General features: G+C 43.8%; 11 protein-coding genes and 1 pseudogene. 5 read left to right on the top strand and 7 right to left on the bottom strand.

What is annotated here, in order from left to right:
- Positions 1–33: 33 nt before the first annotated feature.
- The 3 genes from GSF13_RS20685 to GSF13_RS20675 all read right to left on the bottom strand — a co-directional run bounded on the left by GSF13_RS20685 (position 34) and on the right by GSF13_RS20675 (position 2,447).
- Complete coding sequence (locus GSF13_RS20685; RefSeq protein ID WP_174169765.1) at positions 34–723, bottom strand: hypothetical protein; 690 nt, start codon at positions 721–723, stop codon at positions 34–36.
- 72 nt (positions 724–795) lie between these two features.
- Positions 796–1,308 (bottom strand): NUDIX domain-containing protein, encoded by a 513-nt coding sequence (locus GSF13_RS20680; RefSeq protein WP_010605982.1) that lies wholly within the window; start codon positions 1,306–1,308, stop codon positions 796–798.
- 86 nt (positions 1,309–1,394) lie between these two features.
- Complete coding sequence (locus GSF13_RS20675; protein ID WP_206472138.1) at positions 1,395–2,447, bottom strand: aldo/keto reductase; 1,053 nt, start codon at positions 2,445–2,447, stop codon at positions 1,395–1,397.
- A gap of 152 nt (positions 2,448–2,599) precedes the next feature.
- Here GSF13_RS20675 and dinB point away from each other — a divergent pair, with 152 nt between their 5' ends.
- The 3 genes from dinB (at position 2,600) to GSF13_RS20660 (ending at position 7,137) form a co-directional block, all read left to right on the top strand.
- The gene (gene dinB / locus GSF13_RS20670; RefSeq protein WP_174169767.1) at positions 2,600–3,724 is read left to right on the top strand and encodes a DNA polymerase IV; all 1,125 of its coding nucleotides are present in this window, start codon (positions 2,600–2,602) and stop codon (positions 3,722–3,724) included.
- 125 nt (positions 3,725–3,849) lie between these two features.
- Positions 3,850–5,535 carry a carbon starvation protein A gene (locus tag GSF13_RS20665; RefSeq protein ID WP_010374688.1) on the top strand — a complete coding sequence of 562 codons (1,686 nt, stop codon included), beginning with the start codon at positions 3,850–3,852 and terminating at the stop codon, positions 5,533–5,535.
- A 69-nt stretch (positions 5,536–5,604) separates the two neighbouring features.
- Positions 5,605–7,137: a leucyl aminopeptidase family protein gene (locus GSF13_RS20660; RefSeq protein WP_206472142.1), complete on the top strand. Its 1,533-nt coding sequence runs from the start codon at positions 5,605–5,607 to the stop codon at positions 7,135–7,137.
- A gap of 223 nt (positions 7,138–7,360) precedes the next feature.
- Here the strand turns inward: GSF13_RS20660 and GSF13_RS20655 are convergent, their stop codons facing one another.
- The 4 genes from GSF13_RS20655 to GSF13_RS20640 all read right to left on the bottom strand — a co-directional run bounded on the left by GSF13_RS20655 (position 7,361) and on the right by GSF13_RS20640 (position 12,669).
- Positions 7,361–9,511: a M3 family metallopeptidase gene (locus GSF13_RS20655; protein WP_211866959.1), complete on the bottom strand. Its 2,151-nt coding sequence runs from the start codon at positions 9,509–9,511 to the stop codon at positions 7,361–7,363.
- A gap of 117 nt (positions 9,512–9,628) precedes the next feature.
- Complete coding sequence (gene folE2 / locus GSF13_RS20650) at positions 9,629–10,546, bottom strand: GTP cyclohydrolase FolE2 (RefSeq protein WP_211866957.1); 918 nt, start codon at positions 10,544–10,546, stop codon at positions 9,629–9,631.
- A 285-nt stretch (positions 10,547–10,831) separates the two neighbouring features.
- Positions 10,832–12,166 (bottom strand): dihydroorotase, encoded by a 1,335-nt coding sequence (locus GSF13_RS20645; protein WP_206472146.1) that lies wholly within the window; start codon positions 12,164–12,166, stop codon positions 10,832–10,834.
- Positions 12,167–12,177: 11 nt separating this feature from the next.
- Positions 12,178–12,669, bottom strand: coding sequence for a Fur family transcriptional regulator (locus GSF13_RS20640; protein WP_227386879.1), 492 nt, complete (start codon positions 12,667–12,669; stop codon positions 12,178–12,180).
- A gap of 66 nt (positions 12,670–12,735) precedes the next feature.
- On the opposite strand from GSF13_RS20640, the pseudogene GSF13_RS20635 reads away from it, so the two are divergent.
- Together GSF13_RS20635 and GSF13_RS20630 are read left to right on the top strand one after the other, a co-directional pair.
- Positions 12,736–15,128 (top strand): annotated as a pseudogene (locus GSF13_RS20635) (TonB-dependent receptor).
- Positions 15,129–15,268: 140 nt separating this feature from the next.
- Entirely contained in the window at positions 15,269–16,675 is a 1,407-nt protein-coding gene (locus tag GSF13_RS20630; RefSeq protein ID WP_211866955.1) for an alkaline phosphatase PhoX, read from the top strand.
- Positions 16,676–16,736: the final 61 nt, after the last annotated feature.

The following is a 16,736-nucleotide window of genomic DNA, read 5'->3' as shown; positions in this document are numbered from 1 at the left end:
TCTTAGCAATAAATTTGCTTTATGATAGCAAGATTAGCGTTTGTTTAGCCATTTACTCATCGCGGCATCATAGGCTTTTTTAATGGCACCGCCATCGCAAGGGCGAGGCGGAGTACGCCAGTTATTACTTAATCCCTCTGGTGTAGGAATACTCGGATCGAGTCTAACCTCAGTATAGCACAAGCCATTTTCACGGTAGACTTTATAATGTGGTGTGGACGCGAGTAGCTCTCTTGGCTTGCTCGCAGCACTGGTTTGATGCGCTTTAGGTACGGTGATCTGCTGCGGCTTTTTTTGGTTTTGGCTGAGTACAACGTCACTGGGAGTGCGCTCTAAAAGTTGCTGACGAAATTGAGAGATTGCTTTGCGATGGTCTAACTTTTTAGGTTGCGTGACGACTGCTGCTTTGGCTATGTGCTTGGTTGTACTTTCAACCGTAGGCTTTTTTGGTTCCGTTTGCGCAGTTTTTAGTACTTCAACCGTATCGTCCTTCAGCGTCGGTTTTAACTCCTTTACTGGCTTATCTTCAGTTATCGCTGGTGTCTCAATATGCTCCACCTTGGGCTTGGCAGGCTCAATAACCAAATAGGTTTTCATTGCCTTAATTTCTAAAGGCTTTGAGGGGATATAAATACTTTGCTGCAAATACCAGCCGAGCAGTAGATGCAGCACAATAGAGCCAATAATGGTGAAACTAATTAGGTTGTTTTGGAGCGGCCGCATTATTCTTATTAATCCTTGAGTTATGCAGAGTTAGAGCTTAATCAACGTGTAAATGTTCCCTCAATAGACGAATTATTCTGTGATTAGTTGCGCCGATATGTGTTTCAGTAAAGTTAATTCACGCAAAATGGACATCCCTTTGTTATTTGCATCAGCAAGTTTAGCTTCATTGTGGGCTATGGCTTGATTTATGTTAATCCACAAAGGTTTCATACCATTAGCAAGTTCGTAATTCTCCATTGTTGGCAGATCAAATTTGCCACAGATCTCACAAACGTAGCAATAAGAAATAATATGTACATTATCATGATCTGGTTTATACCAAGGACGATACTCTTCATAGCGACCAAAAGGAGTGAGACCTGTAATGGATACTGCACCAGTTTCTTCTTTTAGCTCGCGCTCTAATGCTGCTTCTAAGCTTTCCCCCTCGTTAACGCCACCACCTGGTAAGGTGTAATCGTCATAACGTTTGGTGTAAAGCATAAGAATGTCGTTGCCTCTAAGGACTATGGCGCGAGTGGTCTCTCTAGTAAAGCAGCTGCCTTGAAGCGGAATGACTGGGGTGTTGTTTAAGCTTTGCATGGGGGTTTTAACTTCAATTTAGGTAACAAGAATGGGTTTACAAAACGATACGCCTGCGTAAAAGCGGCGTATCGCGAATGAAGATATTAAAACGGAGCAGGGTACGCTTTAAATACAGTATCAATCTCGGCTAAAGACTCTGCACATAGCGGTTGTTCAAACGCTTGAATATTTTCTTTAAGCTGTGCCATGATTGTCGCGCCGATAATAGTTGAAGTCACGCCATCGACTTGGTTGCACCAAGCTAGCGCCAGTTGCGCTGCAGTCATATTAAATTCTTTGGCGATTTCTAAATATTTTGCAACGGCTTCTTGTGCTAGTTGCGTATCTCTAAATAAGCCTTGTCTTTGCACTAAGGTAAAGCGGCTGCCTTCAGGTCTTGCACCCCCTAAATATTTACCGCTCAACATCCCACCAGCCAGCGGCGACCAAGGTAAATAGGCAACATCTTCGTTTACGCAACTCTCAATCAAGTAAGGCCAATCTTTGGCATGTAGCAAGCTAAACTCATTTTGAATTGAAACCGGCTTAGGTAGGTTGTGTTGCATTGCCAAATTAAGGTAAGTGTGAATGCCCCAAGGCGTATCATCAGAAAGGCCCCAATGGCGAATTTTACCCGCTTGAATACAGCTCGCTAAGCCTTCTAAAATATCTAGCATACCAGCGCGTTCTTCCTCGCGGTCAAGCGCACTCAAAGGCACCATGCCAGGCCATTGTTTACCAAAATGCGGTGAAGTACGGTTTGGCCAATGTAGTTGGTAGAGGTCGATATAGTCGGTATTCAGGCGCGCTAAAGAATCGTCCACCGCTTGGATCACAGATTGTCCCGTAATAGCACCGCCTTCACGGATCCAAGGTAATCCGCTGCCTGCAATCTTGGTTGCAAGCACGAGCTTTTCGCGCTTTTCTTGGTGCCGCTTTAGCCAATTGCCAATGATGGCTTCGGTTTTACCATAGGTTTCAGGTGAGGGAGGGACCGCATACATTTCAGCGGTATCAATGAAGTTAATACCACGGCTTAGTGCATAATTGATTTGCTCGTCGGCATCATGCTGGTTGTTTTGTACGCCCCAAGTCATGCTTCCTAAACAAATGCGCGAAACTTCTAATGGGCTACTACCAAGTCGTGAGTACTTCATGCAGGCTCCTGATTGATTGCTGAATGGTTAAATATAGCCAAAGTAACGGATTTAGTACTTTGAACTGTATTGATATTGTTAGCATTATCTCTGTTTTGCAGTGCAACTTGCAACAGACATCAACACAAGTATAGCCCAGAACACTAAGGCCTATGTTCAAGATTGCAACAGTTGGAAAATTAGCACATAATAAACACTGTTTATTTAGACAGTGTTTTAACGTGCGTAAATTTATTCATATTGATATGGACGCGTTCTATGCATCGGTAGAAATGCGCGATAACCCCGAGCTTGCAAAGGTGCCGATGGCGATTGGTGGGCAGAGTCATCGTGGGGTGCTATCCACGGCTAACTATATTGCTCGGCAATATGGCGTGCGATCGGCCATGTCGAATTATCAAGCGAAAAAACTCTGCCCTCAGCTGGTGATTGTACCGGGGAGAATGGAGGTCTATAAGGCAATATCGCAACAAATTCGCGCTATTTTTACCCGCTATACTGAGCTAATTGAGCCACTGTCTTTGGATGAAGCCTATCTAGACGTCACTGAGTGTCAGCAATGTAATGGCAGTGCAACGCTTATCGCCGAGCAGATACGAGCGGATATAGTTGCAGAAACGGGCCTTACAGCTTCGGCGGGAATTGCGCCAATCAAGTTTTTAGCCAAAATTGCCAGCGATGAAAACAAGCCCAATGGTCAGTGTGTGATCCCGCCTCACCAAGTGAGCGCTTTTATTGATGTGTTACCTCTTAAAAAAATTCCAGGTGTAGGTAAAGTGACTCAACAGCGTTTGCTAGCCATGGGACTTGAGTATGGCCGAGATATTAAGGCACTGTCTGAAACTCAGTTACGCCAGTCATTTGGCAAGTTTGGCGCTGTATTATGGCGGCGTTGTCAAGGTATTGATGAGCGCCGAGTTGAGACCGATAGAGTGCGTAAATCGATAGGCGTTGAAACCACATTTGCAGAAGACACGCTCGACCTTGATACCTTAAAACAAGTCATAAAAGAAAAGTTGTTACCTGAATTGACTCGCCGAGCACAGCCTTATTTACAGCGTGGCTTTAATAAGCTTGGTGTTAAAGTGAAGTTTTACGATTTCACCCAAACCACCAAAGAATGCCAATACCAGCATATTGATTTGCCCGTTTTCGAAGAGCTATTGATTGAAGCGATGGCACGGCAAAAGTTTAAACCCGTGCGCCTCGTGGGCTTGCACTTAGGGCTAAATGAAAAATCTAACACACAAGCTCAACTGGGACTTTTTGATGGCTAATTCAGACCTACCTAGACTAAAAGATAACTGCAATTAGTTTATTTTGTGCTAGCTTCGAAGTTGTCGTGCAACAAACTAATCACGCGAACTGCGTGTAATTAAAACAACAACAAGAGGTAAGCATTATGCAATCCATAATGATCGTACTCTTCGGCATCATAGGGATGTTATTTGGATGGTTTGTCTATTCCAAATTTATTGCTGAAAAAATATTTAAAATGGATGACAACTTTGTCACGCCGGCTCATGAGCTTGAGGATGGCGTGGACTATGTTCCCACTAACAAAGTGGTATTGTGGGGGCATCACTTTACTTCAGTCGCAGGTGCTGCACCAATTGTAGGTCCAGCCATCGCTGTTTATTGGGGCTGGGTGCCTGCAGTGCTTTGGGTTGTATTCGGTACCATATTCTTTGCGGGTGTTCACGATATGGGCGCGCTGTGGGCAAGTGCTCGCCATAAAGGCAAGTCGATGGGCGCGTTGTCTGAAAGCGTAATTGGCAAGCGCACACGTTCATTGTTTATGATAGTGGTCTTCCTTGTACTGCTCATGGTAAATGCCGTGTTCGGCGTGGTGATCGCAAACTCCTTCGTGGGTAACCCAAATGCGGTATTCCCCGCTTGGTCTGCTATCGTCGTGGCACTTATCATCGGCCAATTGCTGAAACGAAAAGTGCCGCTAGTACCGCTCTGTATTATCGGGGTTATTGTGCTCTACGCGACCATTTATATGGGCAGTAGTATGCCGATTACCTTACCAACCGAAATGTTTGGTTTAAGCGACAAAGCCAATTGGATCATCATTCTGTTTATCTATGCTGCCGTAGCGTCATTGTTACCGGTTTGGATGCTATTACAACCTCGTGACTTTATTAACGGCATGCAGCTGTTAGTGGGGTTGATCCTGCTTTATGGTGCGGTATTTGTTGTCATGCCAGATATCACTGCGCCTGCGTTTAATACCCAAACGGTAGAAAACACCCCGAGTATTATCCCCTTGCTGTTTGTGACTATTGCTTGTGGTGCGGTATCAGGTTTCCACGGTATTGTTTCGTCGGGAACGAGTTCAAAACAACTAGACAAAGAAAAAGACGGTCGTTTTGTCGGCTACTTAGGTGCAGTTGGTGAAGGCTCACTAGCACTTATCACTTTGGTCGCCGTGAGTGGTGTGATGCTCGCAGTATCACCTGAAGAGTGGCACGAAATTTATAGCCACCTTGGTGCTGGCAGTGTATCAGCCTTTATTAACGGTGGCTCAAATCTTATCAGTACAGGCTGGGGACTACCAGTCGAGATCGCATCAACTTTACTTGCCGTTATGGTTGTACTTTTTGCAGGCACTACCATGGATTCTGGCGTTAGACTTCAGCGTTATATTATTCAAGAGTGGGGTGAGATCTATAACATCAAGTTCCTGAACAACGGTATCATCGCGACTTTGTTGGCCGTTGCATGTTGTTTGCTACTCGCCTTTGGCGCTGGTGGCGCATCGGGTAGTGGTGGTATGGTGATTTGGCCGCTGTTTGGTTCAACCAACCAAATCTTGGCAAGCTTAACCTTGTTGGTTATCTCAGTGTATCTTATCAAACTAGGGCGTCCCGCTAAGTACACCTTGATCCCTATGGTATTTGTGCTGGTGATGGCGTTTTTTGCTGGAGTGATCAAGCTAGGTGAATACTACCAAAAAGGCAATTGGCTGTTGGTTGTGCTTGACGTCATCGTGCTGGTGGTCAGTATTTTGGTGATGTTAGAAGCTTGGTCTGTGATCAGCAAAACCAAAGCGAAACCAGATGAAGCCCGTGATATGTCGTAGTTCCCTTGGAACTTGACCACAAATCACCTATAGTCGGCCCTAATTCTAATATAGAAAAGGGCCGTTTTTATGTCTTTTCCAATCGCATTACCTTGTAACACCCTATTTGAAAGCGATGCAGATGCTATCGTTGTTGTTACTCATGATATTCAAAACCTTGGCAGTGCGGAGCTTGACGAAGTTGCTGCACCATTTTTAGCTGTAGATGCGCGCATTGCGCAAAAGGCAAGCCTGCTTGTTTCAGACAAAGTACCTGGCAAGCGCTTGGTGATTGCGCCAACCGGACCAATCGACAGAGATTACGATGACGTTCGCCGTTACTTTGAAGCGGCAAAGGCTGGTATTTTAGAAGCGAAAGCGGCTGGTGCGGTAAAACCTGTGCTTGCTGTTGTAAATGTGCCTGCCGATGCTCGTTACGAAAATGCGCGTGCAGTCAGCTTTTTAGGTGCTTGCCAAGGCTTATGGCAGCCATTAGAAGCACGTGAGTACCGTGGCGAAGTGATTGAACCAATCGAAGCGATTTATGTTTTTGAAGCGTCATCACAATGCTGCGATCAACTAAGCGCAATCGCTGCAGGCCAATATGCTGCGCGTGATCTGTGTGGCACAGAACCTGAGCGCATGGCACCGCCTCGTTTTGCTGACTACTGTGTTGAGCTATTTCAAGGTTCAGCGGTAAACGTTGAGGTTATCGCTGATCGTAAAATTATGGATGAACAGTATCCACTGTTAAGCACGGTAGCGCGTGCCTCTTACGCCGTTGAACGTCATCATCCTCGAGTTGTAAAAATGGTATACGAGCCTGAAGGTGACGTCGAACGTACTCTTATCTTTGTTGGCAAAGGTCTTGTGTACGATACTGGCGGTGCAGACTTGAAAGTGGGCGGTTTTATGGCCGGCATGAGCCGTGATAAAGGCGGTGCGGCGTCAGTGGTTGGTTTTATGGAAGCGGTTGCTAAGTACCAACCAAAAGGTATTAAGGTAATTGCTTATCTTGCCGTGGTTCGTAACTCGATTGGTTCTGACTGTTTCGTGCCGGATGAAATCATTGAGAGCAGAGAAGGCGTTCGCGTTCGTATTGGTAACACCGATGCGGAAGGTCGCTTGGCGATGGGTGACTTACTCAGCGAAGCGAAAGACTTAGCTCTGGGTGAGAAAAACCCTGAGATCTTTACGGTTGCAACACTGACAGGTCATGCAGCGCGCGCCATGGGCCCTTACAGTGCCTATGTTGAGAATGGTCCTGCACGAGCAGCACAAGTATCTCGCAAGATTGCAGATATGGGCGACCTATGGGCTGACTGCGCGGAAGTATCGCGTAGCCGACGCGAAGACTATGACTTTGTAAAACCACGCACCCTTGCGGATGATGTGCTATCGAGCAACAACGCTCCATCGGCGGTTACCGCTCGTGGTCACCAATTTCCAATGGCATTTTTGGCAATTGTTGGTGGCTTAGACAAGCATGGTTGTAATGCAGAATTGCCAATTCCGTATGTACATATGGATATTGCAGGTAGCGGCGTTGAAGGTGGCGACTGGCAGCATGGCAAACCAACCGCTGCAACCGTTGCAAGCTTGTTTGCTCGGTATTGTATTTAATACCAATTGAATTAATTCTCTAATCAATTTGAAGGGTGAAATAGCGTATTAGCTTCGTTAAAAATTTCTCATTTAGAACAACTAAATAGCAAAATTTTTGCCTTGCTACTAAAGCTATTTTCCCGCTTCAAGATAGATCATTTATTTAATACAACTGGTATAAGATTGATAAAAGGGAAGCAATACAGCTTCCCTTTCTGGTTGGGTCAAATTAAAGAGAAGACTATTTGGAATCTAGCCCTCTGCGTTTTAATAGCGCTTCAGTCGTTGGCTCTTTTCCGCGGAATGCTTTGTAAGAGTCCATTACAGGTCTTGAGTTACCAACCGATAAAATATGTTTACGATATTTTTCGCCATTTTCAAGTTTAAGGCCACCGAGCTTTTGCACGTATGCATAGGCGTCGGCTGCTAATATTTCACTCCACATATAAGCATAGTAACCAGCAGAATAGCCGCCTCCCATAGAGTGCGCAAAAAATGCTGATTTATAACGCGGTGGAACGTAATCGAGGGCGACTCCATGCTTCTTCAGTGCCGCTTGTTCAAATTCATTGATATCAGTGGGTGCATGCTCAGGTGAAATTGTATGCCACTCCATATCTAAGAGCGCAGATGCCATGTACTCCAATGTATCGTAGCCCATATTAAAAGTTCGTGAGCGGATCACTTTATCAAGCAGTGTTTTTGGGATAGGTTCCCCGGTTTGGTAATGCTTTGCATAGTTACTGATAACTTCAGGGTGTGCAGCCCAGTCTTCCTCAAAGGTTGAGGGAAACTCAACAAAATCACGAGAAACAGCGGTTCCAGCAAGACTCGGATATTTTACGTCAGAAAACATCCCATGTAAGCCATGTCCCATTTCGTGAAACATAGTTGTCACTTCACTGTAGCTTACAAAGGTTGGTTCACCATCAGGTGCCTTTGCAATATTCATGACATTGATAACCACAGGCTTTTGGTTTAATAACTTAGATTGCCCTACAAATGAATTCATCCAAGCTCCACCACGTTTACCTTCTCTTGCAAAATAGTCGGCAAAGAATATCGCGAGGCTTTCACCATTGTTATCGATCAGTTCATAAGCCTTAACATCTGGATGATACACAGGTAAGTCAGGGCGAGCTTTGAAACTTACGCCGTACAGCTTATTCATAGTATAAAAAACACCATTTTCTAAGACGTTATTAAATTCGAAGTACTTTTTCACTTCTGTTTCGTCTAAGTCATAACGAGATTGACGAACTTTCTCAGCGTAGTATGCCCAGTCCCAAGGTTTGATGTTGAACGAGTGCCCTTCGCTTTGAATAAGCGTTTTAATATCTGCTGCTTCCTTTTCCACGTTGGAAACAACGGCCGGCACCATGCTGCCAAGCATGTCATAAACTGCTTTAGGGTTTCCAGCCATTTGCTTTTCTAGGCCGTAGTCTGCCCAGCTTTTATACCCTAACAGCGCTGCTTTTTCGGCCCTTAACTGTGCCAGCCGGATGATAATTTGAGTATTGTCATTATCACCTGACTGAGCACGATAAGCAGAAGCTTGCCAAATCTGTTGCCTAAGTGCTCGGTTGGTTAAAGACGCTAAAATAGGTTGACGGGTCGTGTTGGTAATACCGATTAAGTACTTGTCTTTATGTCCTGCAGCTTCAGCCGCACGTTTAGTGGCAAGAATTTGTCTTTCTGTTAAACCGTCCAATGCGGCTTTATCATCAACAATCACTGATATGGCAGACGTTTCTGCTAATAGGTTTTGTGAAAACTGGGTAGTCAGAGATGAATGCTCTTCATTGATTTTGCGAATTTTCTCCTTATCTTCAGCACTTAGTTTTGCGCCAGCTCGCACAAAGTTGGTGTAGTAAACATCCAATAAACGCTTTGATTCTGAGTCTAGTTCGAGTGTGTTGCGATTATCATAAAGCGACTTTATACGATCAAATAATGCGGCGTTCAAATTGATGTTATCGCGGTGTTCTGCGAGCATTGGGGCTAGTTCTTTTTGTAATTGACGACGCTTTACTGAGCTATCAGTGCCTATTAAGTTAAAAAATACGCTACTGGTTCGCTTTAGCAGTGCACCACTTTTTTCCATTGCAACTAAGGTGTTTTCAAACGTAGGCGTTGCAGGGTTAGTTGCAATACGCGCGATTTCTTTGAGGTGCTCTGCCATACCCAACTTAAATGCAGGCATAAAATGTTCATCTTTGATCTGGTCAAACATTGGGGTTTGGTAGATTAAAGTACTGGCGTTGAACAGTGGATTGTGATGGACTGATTCACTTTTCTTAGGCACGCTAGATGCCACCTCCGTTGTATAATTTGAACAACCAGAGACAAAAAGCGTGGAGTAAATCGCAACGGCGATGATGGTCTTTTTCATAAACTTCTCAGTATTTGTTGTAATGTTATAGTATATCTATTGTGTGTTTTTAGTTGTGTTTTATCGCATAATAATGGCGGTATCATGATTCTTGCATCTTAGGCAGATAAGTGTTTATTAAGTCAGTTTTTGAGCCGGAAACTTATTATCAATGGCGACAGCATTGTGAGCATGCAAACTTTCTTGATGTTCAATTTTGAACCAATAATCAACAAATTGTGTGTTTTGCTCTAAAAACTGTTTGACTCGTCGTGCGGCATCTTCACAAAACATTAGGTTTTCTGCATTTAGCTTCGCAAATGCTTGTTCATCTTCACGTTTTACCGCAGTTTGAACTGGCGTGCCAATGGCCTGTTCTAGCGCTTTTATAAGGTTTGGAATGAGTGGCAACGTCCGTTCTGTTAGTTTTACTGTTACGTAAGCGAAAGAGCGCTGGCTATGAGGTGTGGCAATGCTCCCTTTTAGAGAGGTTATCCACGTCATTAGTTCGTGTTTTGAAATCACCTCTTGGGAAAACTGTTCTTCGATCTCTTCACTTAATGCTTGTCTAGAAAGCGCCGCTGAACAAGGGCAGGTACTTGAATAGGCAATAGTAAGTGATAACTCATAGCTAAGCTCTGAGTTTATATACTCACAATTAAGCGTGATAGGGTAACTTTGATAGCCGAATTGATCGCTCAACAATGCTGGTTTATCTATAGTTACTTCAAACTGTAACTCAAGCTTGGCTGCTTTGCTCAACCCTTGTTGAGATTGAACGGACTCCTTTAATAACGCTTCAATCGTTTTAATATTCAAAGGAGTCGAACTTAGTATCTCTCTCAAGCGAATGTATAACCGGGACATATGGATCCCTTTTGCCTCAGGTTTATCAAGGCTAACAAAAATATTTGCAAGAGCGTTAACCCTTTGGTGAGAGGTGCTTGATATTTCCACTTCTAAAGGTATGGCAATTTTTTCCATACCCACCCACTTTAGCGGTAAGGCTGTTGTTGCAAGCTGCCCAGAGGCAACATCAGGTAAAGATACTGTCATATTTATTTCCGACGAGGTTTCTAGGGCCTGTTGATCTTTGCTGTTTGATTTTTGTTCTCCTGAGTGTGTTTTGGTCGCGACGCTCGACTTGCCGCCTAGTAATCTAGGCAAAAGTTGAGCAACAATGAACAAAGCGCACTCAGGTGAACCCAAAGGGCAGCGCTTGATTAGCATTTCTACTGTGTTATCGCCTGACTCACATAGAATAACTATGCTACGCAGGCTCTGCCTTGTACAAATACCAATCAAACTGCTGCAAAAACAAACTTGAAAGGTAAACATGCCCTAGCGATTAAAAATTAGTGGCATAGCGGCTGTGGGTGTATTAAGCGGTTGTTGGCCGTCATAAACGAGACTGCCATTCACCCAAGTTTTTAAAACTTTTGCTGAAAAACGGTGACCGTCGAATGGGGTCCAGCCACAGTGATAGTGTGTTTTCTGATGGCAAGTGGGTGTTTCGTGATGAGGGTTCACGAGCACTAAGTCAGCATAGTATCCTTCGCGAATAAAGCCTCTATCTACAATGTGATACCTTAACGCTGGATTATGTGCAACTTTCTCAACGAGCTGCTCTATAGATAAACGCTGATGATGCACATGGTCGAGCAAGCTTAATAATGCATGTTCAACTAAAGGCAAACCCGCAGGTGCTTGCTGGTAGGGGAGTTGCTTTTCTTGCCAAGTATGAGGCGCGTGATCAGTAGCAATAATATCTATTTGATTATTTCGCACTGCTGCTAACAAAGCATCACGATCGCTTTTCGCTTTAATCGCTGGATTGCATTTTATTAGGTTACCCTGCAGTGCGTAATCTTCTTGACTGAACCACAAATGATGAACACATGCCTCTGCCGTAATATGTTTGTCGCGAATATCGCCTGAAGGGAATAAGCTCAATTCTTTTTCTGTTGTGATATGCAGTACATGTAAATCGCTACGATATTGTTTCGCTAAAGATACAGCGTACGAAGAGGATGAATAACACGCTTCGGCGTCACGAATGATGGGGTGATCTTGAATTGTTAAACTGCCACTGCGTCCTATGCACATGGATAAGTTCTTTTCAATCACTCTTCCATCTTCACAATGGGTGACAATTAGGGTTGGACTTTCTCTGAAAATTGCGTCGAGTGCTTGTGGATGCTCAACGAGTAGATCGCCTGTTGATGCCCCCATAAAAACTTTAACACCGCAGTACTTCTTCGCATCTAAACGTTTTATTTGTTCTAAATTATCTTCGGTTGCCCCTAAGTAGAAACCATAGTTTGCCAGCGAGCTTCTAGACGCAATCGCGTATTTCTGTTCAAGAGCTTCAATGGTTGTAGTCGCAGGGCTTACGTTTGGCATTTCCATATAGCTGGTGATACCACCTGCCACAGCAGCTCTGGATTCTGAGGCTATATTACCCTTCTGTGTTAAGCCGGGCTCACGGAAATGTACTTGGTCGTCTATCATTCCAGGGAGTAGAAAATAACCTGTCGCATCCACAATATAGTCATTTGGCTGCGCAGTTATTGAGCTTGCAATTTTATTTATTCTGTTTTCAACGATAAGTACATCACATACTTGTGATTGATTCTCGTTGACCACAATTGCATTTTTTATCAGTGTGTTTTTCATATTATAGGGACCTATTTGTCAAGTTTGGCTTTGCAAAGGTTACATAAGCCAGGCAACTCTAAGCGTGCATTTGCAGCTGAAAATCCAGTGCTTTCTACCGCTTTAAATAGATGCTTAGCAGCCTCTTGAACAGAATCTATTTCTTCTATTTGATGGCAGGATCTGCAGACCAAGATCACGGATAGATGGTGATGGCACGCACCATCTAGACTCTTACAGGCTATATATTTATTTGCAGAATGGATCCGGTGTGCCAGATTGACTGATTCTAAGAATTCAAGAATGCGGTACACGGACATTGCTAGAATAGGAGAGTTGGTGCTTTTATTGTATTTGTCAGTAAGTTCATACGCTGATAGCGGCTCGACTGTTTGCAATAATATTTCTAGCACGCCCTGTCGTTTTTCAGTTAAACGCAGCCCTAACGATTGGCATTTTGCTTGAGCCTGTTTGAGAATAAAGTTTCGTTGAGTTTTGTTCACGGCAATGACGACATAATTCACCTAGATATTGATACAATATAACATATCAAGCATAATTGATACAATATAACATTTATTGGAGTCGTTATGTCTAAACTATCAACAATATCCTTGCTCGTTGCTGCACTGTTACCACCAAGTCTTGTAGCAAAGTCTATAGAAGGTACAGTCGTCAATAAAGTTGGTAAAGGGATTGCAAATGCATCAATTGAGGTCGAAGGAACTGATATTCGCGTAGTCACAGATAACAATGGTCATTTTCAAATTTCGGGCGTTGGGCTTGGAAATCAACAAATCCATGTAAGAGCACCTGGTTTTGCTCATCTGCATAAGGCGCTCACTCTGGATCAAGGTGGCGTTAAAAACGCAATGCTAATGTTAAATCGTTCTCCAATAGAAGTTATAGATATTGTAGCTACCCCTGTACATATGTCGGCGATGGAATCTGCGGTTCCAGTTAGTGTTTTGTCAGGTGAAACATTGCGTCGACAGCAAACCGCTACGCTAGGGATAGCTTAGAAAAATTGCCTGGCGTCAACACAAATTTCCACGCCAAAGTAGCGAGTACACCAATTATTCGAGGTTTGAGTGGCCCGCGGGTGTTGGTGACGCAAAATGGATTAGATGTCAGTGATGTATCTAGAGTTGGTCCTGATCACTCAGTCGCCTCCGAAGCCTCAACGGCTCAACAAATTGAGGTATTGCGGGGACCTGCAACTCTTTTTTATGGTAGCGGTGCGATTGGGGGAGTGGTTAATGTCGTCGATACAAGAGTTCCAACCGATAATGCAACTCGCGGAGAATGGAATCTGGAAAGTAACTCTGTTGATGACCAAAATACAGCCTCGTTTAATGCGACATCGGGTATTGGTTCTGTGGCTTTATATGTTGATGCATTCTGGCGAGAATCTAATGATTACGAAGTACCTGTTCCTGCTGAAATTCATGAGCATAGTGAAAGGAATAACAGTGGTGAACTTCACTATAAAGTAGCAAATAGTGCTGAAGAGTCTGATGGTTTTACGGTTGGCTCAAGTTACTTATTTGACCAAGGTTATGTCGGTGTGGCTGTTGAGAAATTTAACCGCAAATACGGCATTCCGGGACATACGCATGGCGATGAAGAAGCACATCATGAGGCTGAAGAGCAGGTTTTTGCGGACTTAGCACAAACAAAAGTGCAACTATTAAGCGAGTACAAGTTTAACAAAGGTTGGCTTGATAAAGTGAATGTGCGTGCTGGTTTTACAGAGTATGAACATGCTGAAGTTGAGCACGGCATGGTTGGAACAACATTTAAGAATGATACCAATGAGTTAAAAGTTGATTTACTACATCAGCCTCTGTCCGCTTGGACTGGTGGCGTAAGCTTACATTACAAACATAGTGATGTTGAGGCTCAAGGTAGTGAGGCGTTTACGCCGCCATCTGATACCCAAACACTTGCGATAGGGGTAATGGAGGAAAGGCGGTTTGGTGATTTTTTAGTGCAGTTAGGTGGTCGTATTGAGCAAGTGGAGATCACCGCAAGTAATGTGCCTTTACCAAGTATTGATGCCCACTCGCATGATACTGAAATGCATGACCACATCGGTCACGATTCAGAAGCAACAAAGGTATATGCGGTTGAGCATCAGTTTACCCCTGTCAGTTTATCTTCGGGTCTTGTATGGGACTTTGCGCAAAATTATAACCTTGGGTTATCTGTTTCACACTCTGAACGAGCTCCTTCTTCATCGGAGTTATTTTCCTTTGGTCCTCACATAGGAACCGGCACTTACGAGGTAGGAGCGTTGTTCAAAATGGATGAGCACGGTCATTTTGAACTCGATGAGCAAGGCATAGCGCTAGAAAAGTCGCACAATATTGATATTACACTGCGAAAAACCCAAGGCGATATAGGCTTTATTTTTAATGCTTTTTACAACCAAGTAGATAACTACTACTATCAAATAGAAACTGGGTTGTACGCCGAGAGCGGCGATAGTCACGACCACAATCATGAACATGAGCACGATCATGCTTCCGAATTACCTATTTATTTATTCAAGACAGATGATGTGGTTTTGCACGGTTTTGAAGCGCAAGTTGCTTGGCAATTGACCGACGAGTTGAAAGTTGATGTTTTCTCTGACTTTGTGCGCGCCAGATTAGAAGAAGGCGGCGATTTACCTCGTACACCACCTCTGCGCTTTGGGTCGCAGTTAAGCTATCAGACGGATAATCTCAGTGCACATATCCACATTACTCGATATCAAGAGCAGGACCGGATTGCACCAGAAGAAACCGCGACCGACGGATATACCTTAGTTGATGCTAGCATCTCTTATGATCTTTCTGTGTTAAATCAAGATCTCTCTATTTATCTTAGAGGGAGCAATCTGACGGATACAGAAGCACGAGTACATAGTTCATTCTTAAAAGATATAGGCCCTCGTCCGGGACGCAGTTTCGCGCTTGGTATTCGCGGCTATTTTTAGTTTTAGCAGGTTAAACCATTGTGTACCTGTTAGTTAAAGCCACACAGGTACACAAGTAACTGAGTTTTACAACAACATAAATCTTATCTATATGTAGCACGAGATTATTACTGACACGACTACGATCAGCAGGAGAAATTATGGTTTCACGTCGAGGGTTTTTAAGGGGGGCTGGCACCCTCGCATTTATCGGCCTTTCTAAAAGCGCATTTGGCAGAGTGTCACTATTAGACTTTAACACAATGATAGCTGGGTATGGACCGTTGATCACCGACCCCAATGGTTTACTCGATTTGCCCCAAGGTTTCAGTTATCAAATAGTATCAAGCCTTGGAGATAAAATGTCCGATGGTTTTACTGTACCTGACAAAGCCGATGGTATGGGTTGTATTGCTTTAGATGAAGAACGGGTTGCATTGATCCGCAATCATGAATTGAAACCAACAGATTTAGCAAAAGCCGAGGACAGTATTCGTCACCATAAAAGTGAGCTTGCTTTTGATACAAATGGCTCAGGCATCGCGCTTCCTGGTGGCACAAGTCATATTGTGTATAACCTAAAAACACGCCAAAAAGAACAAGAATATTTATCCTTGGTTGGCACTATTCGTAACTGTTCTGGTGGAATAACGCCTTGGGGGAGTTGGCTTACTTGTGAAGAAACAACTGCAACTAAAAATGATGGTTTTACACAAGATCACGGATATATTTTTGAAGTACCAGCGACTGCAAAGGGTTTAATTAAGCCACAACCTCTAAAAGCAATGGGGCGGTTTAATCATGAAGCCGCTGCTGTTGATCCCAAAACAGGTATTGTTTATCTCACGGAAGACAGGGGAGACAGCGTTTTTTACCGCTTTATTCCAAACGAAACGGCAAAGCTCCACAAAGGAGGGAAATTACAAGCGATGGTAGTGAAAGAAAGCCCGCAATTTGATAGTCGAAATTGGAATAAAAAAGCGATGCCACTTCATCAGGAGTTTACTGTTGAGTGGATAGATTTGGACGACCCACAAAGTGCTAAAGACGATTTACGGATCCGTGCTTATCGAAGTGGAGCTGCGCTATTTGCTCGAGGTGAAGGGATCCATTGGGGTGAAAAAGAGCTGTACTTTTGCTGTACCAATGGCGGAAAAAAGCAGCTAGGGCAAATCATGAAGTATCAGCCATCTGAGTTTGAGGGAACAGAAAAAGAACGCCTCAATCCAGGAAAGTTGTCTTTATTTGTCGAAAGCACTAGCCAGTCTCTCTATAACTTTGGTGACAATCTTACCGTGTCGCCACAAGGACATTTAATTGTTTGTGAGGATCAGTATTCCGATGTTGTAAATAACTACCTAAGAGGTGTAACACCAGAGGGAGAACTCTATAATTTTGCGCGGCTAGCTAAGCAAACTGAGCTCGCCGGCGCTTGTTTTTCACCAGACGGCAAGACTTTATTTGTTAATGTGTACTCACCAACGACAACATTGGCGATTGTGGGACCATGGGAGCACTTTAATCAAGCAAAAATAAATAGCCTCTCTAATTTTAATTTGTTGAATTAGGGCTTGTTGACCTTTTCGCTATTTGGTTTATGTTCTCATAAGTGTATTTTGGTCGCGAAGC

The organism is Pseudoalteromonas sp. M8, assembly GCF_018141365.1.
Lineage (GTDB): Bacteria > Pseudomonadota > Gammaproteobacteria > Enterobacterales > Alteromonadaceae > Pseudoalteromonas.
Note: the sequence above shows the minus strand (reverse complement) of the source record. Positions and strands in the feature narration are given on the sequence as shown.